General features: G+C 38.6%; 19 protein-coding genes. 7 read left to right on the forward strand and 12 right to left on the reverse strand.

Annotated features, from left to right (window positions below):
* Nucleotides 1-83: 83 nt before the first annotated feature.
* From BFL47_RS04075 to BFL47_RS04095, 5 genes are all read right to left on the reverse strand, one after another.
* Nucleotides 84-2216 carry a xanthine dehydrogenase family protein molybdopterin-binding subunit gene (locus tag BFL47_RS04075; RefSeq protein ID WP_069658535.1) on the reverse strand — a complete coding sequence of 711 codons (2133 nt, stop codon included), beginning with the start codon at nt 2214-2216 and terminating at the stop codon, nt 84-86.
* A gap of 25 nt (nt 2217-2241) precedes the next feature.
* The gene (locus BFL47_RS04080; RefSeq protein WP_069658536.1) at nt 2242-3228 is read right to left on the reverse strand and encodes an FAD binding domain-containing protein; all 987 of its coding nucleotides are present in this window, start codon (nt 3226-3228) and stop codon (nt 2242-2244) included.
* Nucleotides 3225-3863, reverse strand: a complete 639-nt coding sequence (locus tag BFL47_RS04085) for a (2Fe-2S)-binding protein (RefSeq protein ID WP_069658537.1) — start codon at nt 3861-3863, stop codon at nt 3225-3227. Before BFL47_RS04085 ends, BFL47_RS04080 begins: the two co-directional genes overlap by 4 nt.
* A 118-nt stretch (nt 3864-3981) precedes the next feature.
* Nucleotides 3982-4272 (reverse strand): GNAT family N-acetyltransferase, encoded by a 291-nt coding sequence (locus BFL47_RS04090; RefSeq protein ID WP_069658538.1) that lies wholly within the window; start codon nt 4270-4272, stop codon nt 3982-3984.
* A 27-nt stretch (nt 4273-4299) separates the two neighbouring features.
* A complete protein-coding gene (locus BFL47_RS04095; protein ID WP_211480927.1) occupies nt 4300-4563 on the reverse strand; it encodes a dienelactone hydrolase family protein in 264 nt (87 codons plus the stop codon).
* Nucleotides 4564-4721: 158 nt separating this feature from the next.
* Between BFL47_RS04095 and BFL47_RS04100 the strand changes: the two genes are divergently transcribed.
* The 5 genes from BFL47_RS04100 (at nt 4722) to BFL47_RS04120 (ending at nt 9842) form a co-directional block, all read left to right on the forward strand.
* Nucleotides 4722-5552 (forward strand): MBL fold metallo-hydrolase, encoded by an 831-nt coding sequence (locus BFL47_RS04100; RefSeq protein WP_069658539.1) that lies wholly within the window; start codon nt 4722-4724, stop codon nt 5550-5552.
* Nucleotides 5553-5853: 301 nt separating this feature from the next.
* Complete coding sequence (locus BFL47_RS04105; protein ID WP_069658540.1) at nt 5854-6417, forward strand: UbiX family flavin prenyltransferase; 564 nt, start codon at nt 5854-5856, stop codon at nt 6415-6417.
* A gap of 32 nt (nt 6418-6449) precedes the next feature.
* On the forward strand, nt 6450-7772 hold the full coding sequence (gene mtaB / locus BFL47_RS04110) for a tRNA (N(6)-L-threonylcarbamoyladenosine(37)-C(2))-methylthiotransferase MtaB (protein WP_069658541.1): 1323 nt from the start codon (nt 6450-6452) through the stop codon (nt 7770-7772).
* A 27-nt stretch (nt 7773-7799) separates the two neighbouring features.
* Nucleotides 7800-8972, forward strand: coding sequence for a prolipoprotein diacylglyceryl transferase (locus BFL47_RS04115; protein ID WP_069658542.1), 1173 nt, complete (start codon nt 7800-7802; stop codon nt 8970-8972).
* 75 nt (nt 8973-9047) lie between these two features.
* Nucleotides 9048-9842 (forward strand): inositol monophosphatase family protein, encoded by a 795-nt coding sequence (locus tag BFL47_RS04120; RefSeq protein WP_069658543.1) that lies wholly within the window; start codon nt 9048-9050, stop codon nt 9840-9842.
* A gap of 261 nt (nt 9843-10103) precedes the next feature.
* On the opposite strand, the gene BFL47_RS04125 is transcribed toward BFL47_RS04120, so the two are convergent.
* From BFL47_RS04125 to BFL47_RS19210, 4 genes are all read right to left on the reverse strand, one after another.
* Nucleotides 10104-10655, reverse strand: a complete 552-nt coding sequence (locus BFL47_RS04125) for a NifU family protein (RefSeq protein WP_083257006.1) — start codon at nt 10653-10655, stop codon at nt 10104-10106.
* Nucleotides 10656-10770: 115 nt separating this feature from the next.
* Nucleotides 10771-12114, reverse strand: coding sequence for an adenylosuccinate lyase (gene purB, locus BFL47_RS04130; RefSeq protein WP_069658545.1), 1344 nt, complete (start codon nt 12112-12114; stop codon nt 10771-10773).
* 360 nt (nt 12115-12474) lie between these two features.
* Complete coding sequence (locus tag BFL47_RS04135) at nt 12475-12681, reverse strand: hypothetical protein (RefSeq protein ID WP_069658546.1); 207 nt, start codon at nt 12679-12681, stop codon at nt 12475-12477.
* 111 nt (nt 12682-12792) lie between these two features.
* Nucleotides 12793-12981 carry a hypothetical protein gene (locus BFL47_RS19210; RefSeq protein ID WP_083256998.1) on the reverse strand — a complete coding sequence of 63 codons (189 nt, stop codon included), beginning with the start codon at nt 12979-12981 and terminating at the stop codon, nt 12793-12795.
* 138 nt (nt 12982-13119) lie between these two features.
* Between BFL47_RS19210 and BFL47_RS04145 the strand changes: the two genes are divergently transcribed.
* Nucleotides 13120-13686, forward strand: a complete 567-nt coding sequence (locus BFL47_RS04145) for an RNA polymerase sigma factor (RefSeq protein ID WP_069658548.1) — start codon at nt 13120-13122, stop codon at nt 13684-13686.
* A 10-nt stretch (nt 13687-13696) separates the two neighbouring features.
* Nucleotides 13697-14794 (forward strand): S1C family serine protease, encoded by a 1098-nt coding sequence (locus BFL47_RS04150; RefSeq protein ID WP_069658549.1) that lies wholly within the window; start codon nt 13697-13699, stop codon nt 14792-14794.
* A gap of 4 nt (nt 14795-14798) precedes the next feature.
* Here the strand turns inward: BFL47_RS04150 and BFL47_RS04155 are convergent, their stop codons facing one another.
* The 3 genes from BFL47_RS04155 to pdxH are packed head-to-tail and all read right to left on the reverse strand — an operon-like array spanning nt 14799 to nt 17129.
* Nucleotides 14799-15974, reverse strand: coding sequence for an NADH-quinone oxidoreductase subunit D (locus tag BFL47_RS04155; RefSeq protein WP_069658550.1), 1176 nt, complete (start codon nt 15972-15974; stop codon nt 14799-14801).
* A complete protein-coding gene (locus BFL47_RS04160; protein WP_069658551.1) occupies nt 15974-16471 on the reverse strand; it encodes an NADH-quinone oxidoreductase subunit C in 498 nt (165 codons plus the stop codon). Before BFL47_RS04160 ends, BFL47_RS04155 begins: the two co-directional genes overlap by 1 nt.
* Nucleotide 16472: 1 nt before the next feature.
* A complete protein-coding gene (pdxH, locus tag BFL47_RS04165; protein ID WP_069658552.1) occupies nt 16473-17129 on the reverse strand; it encodes a pyridoxamine 5'-phosphate oxidase in 657 nt (218 codons plus the stop codon).
* Nucleotides 17130-17208: the final 79 nt, after the last annotated feature.

Below are 17208 nucleotides of genomic sequence, written 5' to 3' on the forward strand. Positions count from 1 at the left end.
CCACTGTAAAATAGGAGCGATGGGGTACACAGAAATAGCCCCTGCTTAACTCTAAATAACTTTACACCAGAGACAAATTAATATCAAATCAGTTTATCAGGCGTAATAGGCAACTCCCGTATCCTTTTTCCTGTTGCATTATAAACCGCATTCGCTATAGCAGGAGCAACACCGATCAGGGAGATTTCTCCAATACCTTTTGTTCCCAGTGGATTGGTATGCATATCAGGTTTATTAATAAAAATGGCTTCGATTTGAGGAATATCCGCATTTACAGGTACGTGGTAATCTGCCAAGTTACCGTTTACCAGGCGGCCAAATCGGTCATCTATAATGGCTTCTTCCGTCATAGCCATTCCTATACCACCTACAGCTCCACCAATCATTTGACTACTTGCGGTTTTATTGTTCACAATTTTTCCGGCATCTACTACAGCGACCACCTTTTTAATTCGCCATGCACCGGTTAAAGCATGTACATGTACCTGTACGAAATGTGCAGAGAAGGAATACATCGAATAGTTTTTAGCTTCATCAGTACCTTCTGACCCTTGCGTTAACTCGATGAAAGGTAAGTTTTGCTGTTTTAAGATCTTGGCATAATCAAGGTCTTCGTTATTTTCCGGTTTCCCGGTAAGGGTATTCAGCTTCTTTTTCAAAGCTATGCAAACATCATGTACTGCAGATCCGACAGATGACACTGTAGCTGAACCACCTTGTGTGGGAGCCTCAGGGAGTGAAGAATCACCGAGGTCAAAAGTTATTTTTTCAGCAGATATTTTCAATATGTCAGCCGCAATCAGCACCATGGAAGTACCAGTTCCGGGACCGATATCACTGGTAGCACTTTTAATATTGACCGATCCGTCAGCCAATAATTTAATATATGCCTGGGCTTTATTGCGATAGGCCCCAAATGCACCACAACCAATACCGTATCCCACTAGCCAGTCGCCTTCGCGGTTAGTACCTGGTTTAGAAGAACGCTTTTCCCATCCTATTTTATCAGCACCTTTTTGATAACATTCCTTGAGGTATTTGCTTGACCAGGGCAGGTTCTTTTCAGGGTCGGCATCTGCATAGTTTTTTAACCTTAATGCGATGGGATCCATATTTAGGGCATAAGCCAATTCATCAAGGGCACATTCTAATGCAAAGGCGCCGGTAGCTTCACCTGGTCCGCGCATAGGGGCTGGTACCCCAACATGTAAAGGCACTACTTTATAACGGGTGTTGGCATTTGGACTGGCGTATAAAAAACGGGAAACATTCACCGAACGCTCTGTGAATTCTTCATATACTGCTGATTGTGAAAGTGATTCGTGTGTGATACCTACAAGCTGACCGTCTGGAGTAGCACCTATACCCATTTTTTGAATGGTTTGTGGCCTATATCCTACCAGTGTAAACATTTGTTCCCTGGTTAATGTAAGTTTGACTGGCCGGTTAAGCATTTTAGCAGCTTGTGCAGCTGCAATTTCATGTGGCCAGGTACGAAGTGAAGAACCAAATGCTCCTCCAACAAAACGGGAGTTAATCTGTACGGTACTCTGCTCAATTTTAAATGCATTAGCAAAAGCTTTTTGAGAGCTGATAACACCTTGTGATTTGGTGAATACCGTTAACTTTCCATCTGTGTTCCAAAATGCGGTGGTGACATGCAATTCCATTGGATTATGAATTTCGGAAGGTAACAAATAAGCTTGTTCTATTTTAACAGGGGCATTTTTATAGGCATCCGCTTCACCGCGGATGTAGTCTTTATAATTACCACCTTGTGGAACCATGCTATTGTCTATGTTCTGGTGGAAGTTCGTTTTGAACGGCTCTTTCTGGTAAGTGGCTTTAATTAAGGATGCTGCGTAAGTGGCGCGCTCAAAAGTATCTGCTATGACAAGAGCGATTGGTTGCTGATTGAAATGGATCTTATTGTCGTTAAATAGCTTAAGTCCTTTAGAGGCGGGCTTTGACTCATCGGGTTGATATCCGGGTACTTTAGTCGCATTTAGGTAAGTTATTACTTTTAAAACACCAGGTGCCCGTTCTGCTGCTTTTGTATCAATACTGGTTATGGTTCCATTCGTAATTGTAGCAGGTACTAAAACGCCGTAGGTTAGACCAGTGATTTTAAACTCTCCGGAATATTTTGCTCCACCTGTAACTTTTAGTCTTCCATCTACACGGCTTAACGAATCGCCTATTGCATCTTTTTTCATGCTGTCTATTAATTACGGTTTACACTTATGCTTTTAAGCCTGATGCTGTTTTTAATGCTTGCAATAATGCATTGGGAGCTAGTTTTAACTTGAACTTGTTGTGCTCATAAGCTTTAGCACCTTCCATGGCTATCTGTGCTGCTTGTTTAAAAGTTTCTTCACTTACTGTTTTGCCTTTAAGAAAGGTTTCGGTAGCAATAAGACGCCATGGTTTATGTGCCACGCCGCCCATGGCTAAACGTACATCTTGGATGGTATTATTCTCAATATTTAAGGCCACAGCTGCTGATACCAGGGCAAAAGCGTAAGATGAACGATCGCGGACTTTTAGATAATATACATTCTTGGTAAAAGGAACGGTGGGAATATCTACAGAAGTGATTAATTCTCCTTTTTGTAAGGTAGTATCCAGTTCAGGATGGTCACCCGGCAGGCGGTGAAAGTCTGCAAATGGTATCGTGCGTGCAGCTTTGGGACCACTTACATGAACCAGCGCATTCAATGCGGTAAGCGCTACGTTCATATCGCTGGGATTAACCGCAATACATTTATCGCTTGCACCAAATATAGCATGCATGCGGTTATATCCTTCTAATGCACCACAACCACTTCCGGGTACTCGTTTATTACAAGGCATTGTGGTATCGAAAAAGTAAGGACAACGGGTCCGCTGCAGTAAATTCCCTCCTGTAGTAGCCATATTTCTTAACTGCGGAGAGGCACCTGCATTGATAGCCATGGACAACAGGGGAAAGTTTTCCTTGATAAACTGATTTTCTGCGACTTGGGTATTGGTAACCAGTGTGCCTATGCGTAGGTGACCCGGAATATTTTCTATAGTTTTTAAGGGTAGATTGTTAATATCCACAAGCCTTTCGGGCGCAATAATCCCCATCTTCATTAAGTCAATGAGATTGGTGCCGCCAGCAAGGAAATGGGCATTGGTATCCAAGGCGATAGATTTGATTGCACCTGATGTTTCAGCAGGTCTTACATATTGAAACTGATTCATGATAATCCTCCCGTTTTAACTTCCTGTATGGCATTTACAATGTTGGGATAGGCACCACATCTGCAGATATTACCACTCATGTATTCTCTGATCTCCATTTCGGAACCGGCATGTCCTTCTTTTATTAATGCGACGGCTGACATGATCTGTCCCGGCGTGCAGTAGCCACATTGAAATCCGTCATGTTTGATAAAGGCTTCCTGCATGGGGTGAAGTTCCTGGCCTTTAGAAAGGCCTTCAATGGTAGTGATCTTTTTACCTTCGTTTGTTACGGCCAGACTGAGACATGAATTTATCCTCATGCCATCTGCATGAACGGTACATGCACCGCATTGGCCTCTGTCGCAACCTTTTTTAGTTCCTGTTAAGTTGAGCTGCTCGCGAAGCAGATCTAATAACGTCGTGCGAGGCTCAACAGATAAATTGAGGGCTAAGCCGTTTACTTCAAGATGCAAGGAAGTCTTTTCAAAAACAGATGCTAGTTTTTCATCCCACTGATTTACTGCGGCATTTACTACGGTAACGGGCACAAAAGCTGCAGCAGTTAGGAAGGAAGACTTCTTAAGAAAGTCACGACGGGTTTTATTGGGAACACCATCTGAGTCAGGCGGCATGCATGGCTTTTTACTTGACATATAATATAAATAGGTGTAGATCAAGTATAACTATCTCCACTATAAGTTGTTTTAAAGAGAAAGCTGCAAATTGGAATTTAGTAAGATTCTAAATAAGCTTTTTCCGTGCCAAGGTTTGTTAATCTTGAGCTACAAGTTTATTCCATTTAGGGTGCCGCTTTAAAAATACTTGTATATAGGAACAAGAGGGCACCATTTTGAAGTGATTCTCTTCAAGGTATTGTAGCGTTTTTTCGACAATAGCTTCTGCAATACCTTGGCCATGTTGTGATTCAGGAACTTCGGTGTGGAGAAGATTATAGGTTTCCTTTATGTGATTGTAATCAATGAAGGAACGCTTTCCGTCTACCGTTAACTCAAAACTGTGCTCCTTTTTATTATTTACTAGTTCGATATCCTGATATTTCATCTTCTTAAATGAGTAGGGATAACGTAATTAAGCAAAAATGTGTTTGTTTGCAAGAATAATTTCTTCCAGGGATATGGTGTGCGATCTTCCTGGGTATATTTTTAGATGTACATCAGCATTTAGCTCTTTCAAAACTTTCACCCTTTCTTCTACCCGTGTTAAGGGTACATGTACATCGGGATTTCCGGTGGTGGTCAACACTGGTGTTTGATCGAAATCACCTTCATAATTGTTGGGGTTAAGATGTTCGCCTACTAAACCGGTAGCTAATTCAAATTGTTTGTTGATCAAAGATCGGAATTGTGGAAATCTTATTTCTTAACCCAGATTAAGAAAGGAATGAAGGCAGTTGCAGGTATAAAAAAGAGGGTTTTTTTGCATAATATTATTGATGCTTTTGCTTAACCACTAATAGTTTTAGTAATTTTACAATCAATAAAAATAAATACATGTCTGTTTCTATAGCATCAATCAATTCGGGGAGTAATGGTAATTGTTATTATGTTGGTAATCAGGAAGGTGCTGTTTTAATTGATGCTGGAATATCGTGCAAAGAGATAGAGTTGCGCATGAATAGATTGGGATTGGCAATGAAATCGGTTAAAGCCATCTTTGTATCTCATGAGCATTCGGATCACATCAGAGGTATTGATGTGTTATCCAGAAAATATCAGATTCCTGTTTACTTGAATCTGACGATGATTCATAATGGTTGTGTGCGTGTTGAAAAGGAACTGGTGAAGGTTTATGAAGCGCATATCCCGGTTACGATCGGTAATATGCAAATTACGGCATTCCCTAAGTTCCATGATGCTTGCGATCCGCATAGTTTTATCATTCAATCGGAAAATGTAACGATTGGTGTGCTGACGGATATTGGAAAGGCTTGTGAACAGGTTATCAAGTATTTTAAGCTTTGTGATGCGGTTTTTTTGGAGGCTAACTATGATGAAGAGATGCTTCAAAAAGGGAGTTACCCGTATTATCTTAAAAATAGAATCCGGAGTGATAAGGGGCATTTGTCCAATACTGAAGCGCTTAACTTGTTTGTAAATCATAAATCGGCACTGTTAAGCCATTTGCTTTTGTCGCATTTGTCGAAAGATAATAATAGTCCGGATTTGGTTTCCCGATTATTTAATGTGCATGCCCAACATACAAAAGTGGTGGTTGCATCCAGGTCTGTAGAATCTGAAATTTATCAGATTTCGGGGGCTGATAGTACTTTGTTGACCGAAATAGTCGTTAAAGATAAATTAACCCAATATAGTTTGTTTTAACATCGATCTTATTGTTCAAATGAAATGATTTGTCCTGTTCAGTGTTGAATTGTTGCAAAACAATCAAAATATAGGATGGTTTTATTTATTTTATATTTGTATGTTATTGATTATTAGATTTTTATAATAAAAAAAATGTGTTATTTAATTCACGTGAAATATTTTGTAGATGCAAAGCGATTAATTATATTTGTATGCCCTCTCAAAGGGCATGTTTTTCATAGGTAGATGTAGGGTCGAATACTTGTATTCGACCCTTTTTTATTACAACTAATTCGTGCAGTTATTTGTTAAGTAGAAAATGGGAAAAAGAAAAGTCGTTATTGCCATAACCGGAGCCAGCGGAGCAGTGTATGCAAAGGTATTATTGGATAAATTAAAGACCTTGCAGCAAGAAGATCTGGAGGTGGGTTTGATTATGTCTGATAATGCTTTAGAGGTCTGGAAATTTGAACTAGGCAATGAATTGTATCATGATTACCCCTTCAAGCGGTATGGGAAAATGGATTTTTATGCACCTTTTGCTTCGGGTTCGGCAAAGTATGATACAATGATTATATGTCCTTGTTCCATGGGAACGTTAGGTCGGATTGCTTCGGGTGTATCAAATGATCTGACTACCAGGGCGGCGGATGTGATTCTGAAAGAGCGTAGAAAGCTCATTGTGGTTACTAGGGATACGCCATTGAGTTTGATCCACATCAATAATATGAAGACCGTTACGGAGGCAGGGGGGATTATTTGTCCGGCAACTCCTTCGTTTTATAGCTTACCAAAGACATTTGAGGAACTAGCTGCCACGGTAGTCGACCGGGTACTTGATCTCTCCGGTTTGGAAGTTTCTTCTTATCGCTGGGGTGCGTAAATCGCAAATTTAACTATCTTTGGTTCTTGATTATGAGTAGAAAAGTTGCCTTTTACACCTTAGGTTGTAAACTTAATTATTCTGAAACTTCTACAATAGGAAGGTTGTTCAGTGATGCGGGTTTTCAATCTGTTAATTTTACAGATACACCTGATGTGTTTCTCATCAATACGTGTTCAGTGACTGATCATGCGGATAAAAAATGCCGTAAGGTGGTTAAGGAAGCTTTGAAACAGTCTCCAAATGCTTATATAGTGATTGTAGGGTGTTATGCGCAGTTGAAACCTCAAGAGATTTCAGAGATCCCGGGTGTTGACCTGGTATTGGGTGCTGCAGAAAAATTCAGGATAATTGAGTATCTGACCGATTTAACGAAACAGCCCAAAACAATTATCCATAATCAGCCAATTTCGGAGGCAAACGAATTTATTCCTTCATTTTCTTATCGTGACAGAACGCGTACTTTTTTGAAAGTGCAGGACGGCTGTGACTATTCATGCACTTTTTGTACCATCCCACTGGCACGTGGAACAAGTAGAAGTGATTCTATCGAAAATGTGATGGCTCAGGCAAATGCTGTAGCGGCATCAGGAGTGAAGGAGATTGTGCTTACAGGGGTTAATATTGGCGATTTTGGTATTCGTAATGGTGTGCGTGATGGTAAGTTTTTTGATTTGGTGCAGGCACTGGATCATGTGGAAGGGATCGATAGGATTCGGATTTCGTCTGTCGAACCTAACTTGCTGACTAACGAGATCATTCATTTTGTGGCAGGTTCCAATAAATTTGTTCCTCATTTTCATATTCCTTTGCAATCGGGCAGTAACAAAATATTAGGTCTGATGCGGAGAAGATACAAACGTGAACTGTACCAGGAAAGGGTAGAAGCGATTAAAGCGATTATGCCGGATTGCTGTATTGGGGTAGATGTGATTGTTGGTTTTCCGGGTGAAACACGTGAGGACTTTCTGGATACCTGTAACTTTATTAATTCATTAGATGTTTCGTACTTGCATGTGTTCTCCTATTCGGAAAGGGAAAATACACCGGCTGCAGAAATGACTGGCAGTGTACCAGGAGCTCAGCGGGCTGACAGAAGTAAAATGTTGCATATCCTATCTGATAAAAAGCGGAGAGCTTTTTATGGTACACAAATAGGCAAAAGCTACGACGTGCTGTTTGAGCAGGATCATAAAGATGGCTTTATGCACGGTTATACGGCTAATTATGTGAAGGTAAAAGTTAAATTTGATCCTTTATTAGTGAATGAAACGCGACATGTTTTGCTAACCGCTGTTACAGATGATGGTGATGTAGAGATAACAGAATGCAATACAGAGCTATTAATCCATTAAAATAATATAATCACCTTAAAATCAGACATGTTTCCAAACTTATCTCATCTTATCGAATACCTTACAGGTGTCAATATTCCATTACCCATTCAAACATTTGGATTTTTTGTAGCCCTTGCTTTTGTGGCGGGTTACTGGGCTTTTAGTGAAGATCTGAAGAGAAAAGAGAAGCAGGGTTTAATTCATGCGTTTAAAACTAAGGTAACTATTGGTGAACCTGCATCTACTTCCGAAATGGTGTTTAATGGTTTTTTTGGCTTTGTACTAGGCTTTAAACTTGTTGATGCCCTATTTAATTATGCTGCTTTTGTAAATGATCCACAGAGCTTTATTTTGTCTTTGAGGGGAAGTTTTATTGGTGGTATTGTTGTCGGGATTGCGTTTGCTTTCATGGCTTTCAATGATAAAAAGAAGGCTCAACTGCCTAAACCTCGGATTGTGGAGGAAATGGTTCATCCTTATCAGTATATGAGTACCCTGATTGTATGGGCTGCGGTATGGGGTTTTCTTGGTGCTAAAATATTTCATAACCTGGAGTATTTTGATGATTTTTTGAGGGATCCTATTGGGGGACTGCTTAGTTTTAGTGGCCTCACGTTTTACGGTGGGCTAATTTGTGGTGGTGCTGCGGTACTATATCTCGCAAATAAAAAGGGTATAAAACCGGTACATATGCTTGATGTGGGTGGACCGGGTATGTTGCTGGCTTATGGAGTGGGTCGAATGGGATGCCACATGTCTGGAGATGGCGATTGGGGGATTGAAAATTATAATCCTAAACCTGGTTGGTTAAGTTGGGCGCCTGATTGGGTTTGGTCTTTTAAGTTTCCGCATAACGTAATCAATGAAGGAATCCCAATTCCTGGATGTGTGGGAAGATACTGCAGTGAACTTCCGGTAGGGGTTTATCCGACTTCTTTTTATGAATTTTTTGCTGGTGTAATTCTGTTTTTTGTACTGTGGTCACTTCGTGATAAGATTAAACCGGCGGGTATGATGTTTTCTATCTATCTGATCATCGCTGGAGTGGAACGATTCTGTTTGGAGTTGATCCGTGTGAATTCGAAGTATCATGTATTGGGATTAGGTTTTACTCAAGCTGAACTAATTTCGATCATAATGGTGATTCTGGGTATCATGGGAGCGATATGGTCTATTTATAATTATAAAAAGTCATCTCCGGAGATTACTCCTCAATAGGATTTTGGGCTCTTTAATTAGGATCTGCTACAAATGGTCCATGGAGCTCCATTTAAGCATGTTTATTAATAAAATATGAATTTTGAAGAACTTACGGGTCAGGTTGCTGCATTAGCTAAAACGGTAGGCGCATTTATCCGTCATGAAGCATTAAGTTTTGATGCGAAAAAAATTGAATACAAAGGGCTTAATGATATGGTTTCTTATGTGGATAAAACTGCTGAAGAAAAGATTGTTGCGGGTTTAATTAAACTTTTGCCTGGTGCAGGATTTATTACCGAAGAGCAAACGGTTAATAAGGTTTCTGAGGAGTATACCTGGATCGTTGATCCTTTGGATGGCACAACAAACTTTATTCATGGTCTGCCTTCTTTTTGTGTGAGCATTGCACTTCAGCAACGTGATGAACTGGTTCTCGGTGTGGTTTATGAGATAAACAGGGATGAGTGTTTTTATGCCTGGAAAGATGGTGGGGCTTATTTAAATGGACAGGTCATTCATGTTACGCAGAACAAGGAATTTGCGCAGTCGCTACTGGCAACAGGTTTTCCATTTTACAACTTTGAAAAGTTAGAGTGTTACATCAATGTGTTTCGCGAGCTTACACAGGTTAGTCATGGTTTGCGAAGAGTAGGGTCTGCTGCGATGGATCTTGCCTATGTAGCTTGTGGACGGTTTGATGGTTTCTTTGAATATAATTTGAATTCGTACGATATTGCTGCAGGTGTTATTCTCGTGAGGGAAGCAGGGGGGAAAGTGGTCAACTTTAAAGGAGGGGATGAGTTATTTGACTCAAGGGAACTCATTGCCGGTAATTTATTTATTGCTCCGGAGTTGTTGCGTGTAATCAGTAAGCATTTTGGAAAGTAAACAGTGAGATCTTTTAAGGTTTCTGAGTTTTAAAGTATCAGTATCAGTAATTATAACTTTTGATGTGGGTGCTTTTTCATAGCCAAAGGATTACAAAGAACTTAATAAAATAAGTATGGCTTATATTTCAGCGTCAAATGACCAAGCCGTTTTGCTGAAATAAAAGCCATATTAACATTTTTTTATTTCTTTTTATTCTAATTTTATTCGTCTCTTTATTAGAAAAAGATCTTAAAAATCATATAGATTCTTGTCTCTAAATTAAAGGGCTTCTGAAACTACTTCTGTTACTTCAGGCACCATCCTTTTTAACAAACTTTCGATTCCTGCTTTCAGTGTATAGGTGGAGGAAGGACATCCGCTGCAAGAGCCTCTTAGCTCAACGGTAACCACCCCTTCTTCATATGACTTGTAACTTATGGCTCCACCATCCTGCTCTACAGCAGGGCGAACATAGTCATGAAGGATTTGCTGGATCTTGATTTCGGTTTCGGATCCCTCGAAAGAGGTGGTTTCATCGGTAACAACTGTCTTGATTTGAATTTCAGATTCTGTAGCTCCTTTTACAAACTCTTTTAAAATAGGTTCGATATCAGCCCATTCTGCGTCCTCAGTTTTAGTAATGGTAACAAAATTACTAGCGAAAAATACACCGTTTACAAAGTTGAACTTAAACAGCTCTTTTGCAAATGGAGATAATTCAGCACTTTCTTTAGTTGGATAATCACTACTTCCGTTAAGTAAAAGCTTGTTTACCAAAAACTTCATAGACGCCGGATTAGGTGTCGTTTCGGTATATACGTTTATATTTATTGCCATGGGATATGTTTCTACTACAAAAATATCAAAATAACTTATCGAATTATCATTCTGATCGCTTTTTACGTGTGGATGACCCAGATTTGCAGGGCTTTCGGACTTGTTTTATTTAGATGCCGACATAGGTAAGGGGACTAATTTTCCTGATTTCTTCTTTAACACTTTCTGAAACATTTAAAGTTGATACAAAATTAGCTATCGTATTTGCGCTTACTTTTTCGTTGGTTCGTGTTAACTCTTTTAAAGCTTCATAAGGGTTCGGGTAGCCCTCCCTTCTTAAAATAGTTTGAATGGCTTCCGCTGCAACTGCCCAGTTTTCGTTAAGATGTCTTTCGATGACACTCTGATTTAACAATAATTTACCAAGTCCTTTGAGGGTAGATTTAATGGCAATCAAGGTATGAGCGATGGGAACTCCAACATTACGGAGCACTGTAGAATCGGTCAGATCCCGTTGGAGTCGAGAGACTGGTAGTTTAGCTGCAAAGTGTTCAAATAATGCGTTAGCGATGCCTACGTTACCCTCAGAGTTTTCAAAATCTATTGGGTTAACTTTATGAGGCATAGCAGACGATCCGATTTCACCGGCTTTGATCTTTTGGCCGAAATAATTCATCATGATATACATCCACATATCGCGATTTAAATCAAGTATGATATTATTAATGCGCTTAAAGGCGTCGCAGTGAGCGGCAAAATTATCGTAGTGCTCAATTTGTGTGGTGTATTGAGAGCGATTTAATTTCAACTCATCGTTAACAAAGTTATCCGCAAACTGCTTCCAATTTATTTCCGGATAAGCAACATGATGGGCATTAAAGTTACCGGTAGCTCCACCAAATTTAGCTGAAAAGGGGATATGCTTGAATTGTTTTAGCTGTGCTTCAATGCGTTCAACAAAAACATAGATTTCTTTGCCAAGACGTGTTGGAGAGGCAGCCTGTCCGTGGGTGTGAGCGAGCATAGGGATGTTCTCCCAAGTTGCAGCAAGCTCTTTAAGTTTAGCAAGCAATTCATCTACAGCCGGAAGATAGGATTGTTCTACAGCAAGTTTAAATGAGTATGGAATTGCGGTATTGTTGATGTCTTGGGATGTAAGTCCAAAGTGTATAAATTCTTTGTAAGCATGAAGATCTAGCTTGTCAAACACTTCTTTAATAAAGTATTCTACTGCTTTAACATCATGATTGGTGATGCTTTCTATATCTTTTACCCGTTGAGCATCAGCTTCAGTAAAGTTTTCGTAAATGGTTTTTAATGCGACATATTTACCGGCTGGAAAATCTTTCAGAGGAGGGAGAGGAATGGAACATAATTTTATAAAGTACTCCACTTCAATAAATACTCTATAACGTATTAGAGCAGCTTCAGAAAAATAGGCAGAAAGTTCGCGAGTTGCTTTATTATATCGACCATCTACAGGGGAAATGGCACTTAATGAAGTTAATATCATGTTTTATTTTTGGCAAAGTTAATCTTTCCGGATGAAAGCTTAAATAGTATTTGTTTATTAATGAGTATTACAAAGGTAACCTTTGGCGTATAATCCGGGGAATACTGTTGGTACTGCAACTTTAATATGTTATTAAAAATCAATAGTGTTCGGGACTTGGTAGTAAAGTTTTAAGCAGGTAAATGTATTTTTTTTATCACTAATTTTAGAAACACCTATTAGTTCATCTTTATAGAAGTAAATGACTTGTGATGGTATGATATAATCTGTTATAGTAAATAATATAAGACAAAAAAAATGCAACTAATCTGTTGATTAATTGCATTACATTGAATCTTAGAAAGACCAATAATTTAGTTCTTATTTAACTGAATCAACAGTAGCATCTGCTGCAGAGTCAATAGTATCAGTTTTAGCTGTAGCGCTAGAGTCGATAGAATCAATGCTAGCTGATGCGTTAGAATCGATAGAATCAGCAGTACTGCTATCAGTTTTAGTTGAATTACAAGCAGCTGCAGAAAGAGTAATAGCTAGAGCTAAGAAGCCGAATTTAAATAGATTTTTCATATTTATTTTTTTAATAGTTTATCGTTAATACCAAAGTTTTCAAAAGGTAACCTTTATAAAAAACAAAAACTTTGAGTATGAGTCAAAGTTTTTGTTTCAAGGGTAAGTGAATTACATGCCAGTTGAGTCAGCAGCTGCTGAATCAATAACTGCAGTAGTATCAGATAACATTGTAGTATCAGTTGTAGCAGAATCTACAGATGTAGAGTCAGTACCATTTTCAACTTTAGTAGAGTTACATGCAGATGCTGATAAAGTGATTGCTAATGCAATGAAACCGAATTTTACTAGATTTTTCATCTTGGTGATTATTATTAATTTAAACAATTTACAGATTAATACTTAAGATTGTAAAAAGTAACCCATGGGATTGAATATATTTTTTATTTATTATTTCATTTATCATTGGGTTACAAATTTCATAATTAAGTATAAATAGTGAGCAGAGAGGTAAAAAGGTTTGAACCAAGTGATAATGAGGTTATACTTGGAATTCTTAATGACTCGAAAGGCGTTCTGGATAAATTGTACGAGGCATATTTTCCAATGATTTTACAACTTGTTGTCATGAACAATGGAAATGATGATGATGCCAAAGATATATTTCAGGAGTCTGTTATCGTTCTTTACAATAAAGTTAAAAAAGGGGACTTTGTACTGAATAGTAAATTGAAAACTTTTATTTATTCAGTTTGCAGAAGGCTTTGGTTAAAAAGGCTATCTCAAAAGAGTCGGGTAACGGGTAATATAGTTGATTTTGAAGAGGTGCTCTCTGTAGAAGATGATATTGAGCAACATGAAGAGAGGGATAAACAGTTTGATTTAATGGAACTTGCTCTAGGTCGTCTTGGTGAACCTTGTAAAACGATTATAGAGGATTTTTATATGAATAGTAAGTCAATGCAAGATATATGTGAAAAGTTTGGTTATACCAATGCAGATAATGCAAAAAACCAAAAGTACAAATGCCTGCAACGCTTGAAAAAGTTATTTTTTCAAGCATAATCAATAAACAATGGACATAACTGAACAAATTGAAGCTTATTTGATGAATGAAATGTCTGATGAAGAATCAGCTGCATTTGAGCAGTCAAGGGCTATAGATCCTTCTTTAGACCGGAAGGTGGTCCTGCATGAGCAATTTATGAAGCAAATAAAAGAGTATGGGGAGCATCGAAAGTTGATTTCCGATATGAATGCAATACATGCTCGATTAGATATTTCTGCCATTCGCGAAGAGGTTATTCCTACATCGGTAAAAATGAAGGTATTATGGAAAAAGTATCATTCTAATGTTGCTGTAGCGGCTTCTATAGCTATATTGGCTGTCTTAACTACTTTATTGTCTACAGGATCTTTCAATCAGGCCACTTCTATCAGATCAGATTATAATGCCTTAAGAAGAGAATGGAGCAGAGACATCAATACGAAGGTTAAGCGCTCCCAAAATGAAATCTTACAAAATATTAATGCCTCTTCAAAAAGCCCATCTACTCCTTCTTTATTTAGTGGTACCGGGTTTGCATTAAATACAGATGGTTACGTTATAACTAACTATCACGTGGTTAAGGGTGCTGATTCTGTATATATTCAAGATAACGATGGTATTTCTTATAAAGCGACAACGGTATATATTCATCCTTCTTACGATATCGCAGTCTTAAAAGTGATTGATCCTTCTTTTAAAACATTACGATCTTTACCATATTCTTTCAAGAAATCAGGCTCTGATCTGGGGGTTGATGTATACACACTTGGTTACCCGAAAGATGACCTTACTTATACCCGAGGTTACTTAAGTTCTATGAGCGGTTATGCTGGTGATACGATTGCTTATCAGGTAGATATTTCTGTAAATGGTGGTAATAGCGGAGGCCCTTTATTGGATAGCAAAGGAAATGTAGTTGGTATTGTTAATGCAAAACAGGACAAGACAGATGGTGCTTCATTTGCGATAAAGTCAGCGTATTTATTAGAGGCTATACAAGCTATGCCTAAAGATAGTTTAGGCAGAAAGGTTATATTGAACACTAAAAATACGCTATCTTCATTGAGTAGAGGTGATCAGATTAAAAGGATTGAGAATTATATTTACATGGTTAAGGTTTACTAGTCCATTATCGGTCTAGTTCTCCTAAAACGATGTCTACAGAGCCAATAATAGCCACCATATCTGCAATTAATACGCCTCTGGAAATCTCTGAAATGACAGATAAGTTGCAAAAGCTGGGTGCTCTAGCTTTAACCCGCTTAGGGATTTCAGTCTTTCCATCGGTGATGAAATAAAAGCCTAATTCACCCCTTGGATTTTCTGCTCTCACATAATAATCCTGGGCTTTAGGAATGATCTTTTTAGGTAGCTTAGCTCTCGGGTCAAAATCAGGCGTTCTTTTTAAATCGGTTTGTAAGCGCTCCAGGCATTGACTTATTATATGTACAGATTCTTTTATTTCGTCGGTACGAACTTTGAATCTGTCCCAACAATCTCCTGTAGTACCCATTTCTCCTTTACCTACGGGGATTTCAAATTCCAGTTCCGGATATGCGGAATATTCATCAACTCTTCTAAGATCCCATTTTAAACCTGATCCACGTAACATGGGTCCTGAACATCCATAGTTTACAGCTGTTTGAAGTGGCAATATTCCTACATTTGCGGTGCGCGATATAAATATTTGATTGCCAGTAAGCAGTTCGTTTAACTCGTTCATCTTGGGTTTAAAATACGCAATAAATTCCTTGCATCTTTCTTCAAAACCAACAGGCAGATCGTAAAAAAGACCACCTACCCAGATATAGTTGTATAACATGCGGGAACCTGATGCCCACTCTAGCATATTCATAATATGTTCCCTGTCTCTAAAACACCAAAGAAAGGGAGTAAAGGCTCCTATATCAATACCATAAGTGCCTAAAGCGATGAGATGAGAGCCAATACGGTTTAACTCGCATACCAGGACCCTGATGTATTCGATGCGCTTAGGAATGTCGCCATCTATACCCAGCATTTTTTCTACACCCATGACCCAGGCATGACTACTATTCATCGAAGCGAGATAATCTAGCCGATCTACAAATGGAATAGTTTGTTGGTAAGTGAGATTTTCAGCATGCTTCTCAAAACAACGATGAAGATAACCTACATGTGGAATTACTTCTTTTACAATCTCTCCATCAGTAATCAGTTCTAAACGAAGTACACCATGAGTGGAGGGATGCTGAGGGCCCATATTGAGAATCATTTCTGTTGGCTCAATATTAGATATGAGTTTTTGATAGCGCGTTGATTCCATTAGTCGACCTTAATACCGTTGTAATATTCTTGTACTTTATAATCTTTGCGTAAGGGGTAACCTTCCCAGTCATCAGGCAATAATATTCTTCGCAAATCAGGGTGTTTTTCAAACCTGATACCAAGCAGGTCATATGCTTCCCGTTCATGCCATTCTGCGGCTTTCCAAACATCCGTAACCGTTTGAAAAGATGGAAGTTCATCTCTGCTTCGATCATGATACTGCTTGACCTTTAAAGTAAGTGTAGTTTTGTAAGGAAGTGATGCCAGATGATAAACAATTCCGAATATATTCTCATCCACACCATAATCTATGCCGCTAAGGCAAGAAAGATAGTCAAACCAGGTCTTTTCGTTGTCTCTTAACTCTAAGCAAATCGCTGCAATAGATTTAGATGCAATAATTAAAGCCGGCTGATGTCCATTGGGCTCCTCCTGTACAATTACTTCTTGCCCAAATTTTGCTATAAGTAATTCTTTTACTTCTTCAAAAGTCATTCTAAGGTGCTAAACGTGTAATTTTCCAATTTTGATTTCCCGCCAACTTGTAAACAATACGGTCGTGCAACCTGCCATGCCCTCCTTGCCAAAATTCAATAAGGGAAGGTTTCACAATATATCCTCCCCAATGGGGAGGTTTAGGAATTTCAGCAATGTCCTTATATTTTTCCTCCAGCAATTGGATGTTATTTAGTAAAAATTGTTTATTGTCTATTTCTCGACTTTGGGGAGATGCAAGTGCTCCAATCTGACTGGCTTTAGGGCGCGAATGAAAATAAGTTTCAGATTCCTTTTCATCTAGTTTTTCGAGAGTACCCTCAATTCGTACCTGACGCTCAAGATCCTGCCAGAAGAAAACAAGTGCAGCCTTAGAATTTTTTGTTATTTCCTGACCTTTTCGACTCAGGTAATTGGTGTAAAATACGAAACCCTTATCATCGAATCCTTTAAGCAACATTATACGCGCAGAAGGTATTCCGTCTGCAGTAGCTGTAGCTAAAGTCATAATATTTGGTTCATGTATTTCAGAACTCATGGCATCTGAAAACCATGTTGAAAATTGGCTGATAGGATTTTTTGCAACATCTTCTTCTGAAAGTGTAGCAGCCCGGTAATCTTGCCTTAAATTCTGGATAATTGCTTTATGTATGGTCATAAGTATACAAATCTACTCATTGATTAATTTTAACTATTATATTTTTGTATAATAAGTTGTAAAAAACATATAATAGATT

This window comes from Arcticibacter eurypsychrophilus, assembly GCF_001730525.1.
Lineage (GTDB): Bacteria > Bacteroidota > Bacteroidia > Sphingobacteriales > Sphingobacteriaceae > Arcticibacter > Arcticibacter eurypsychrophilus.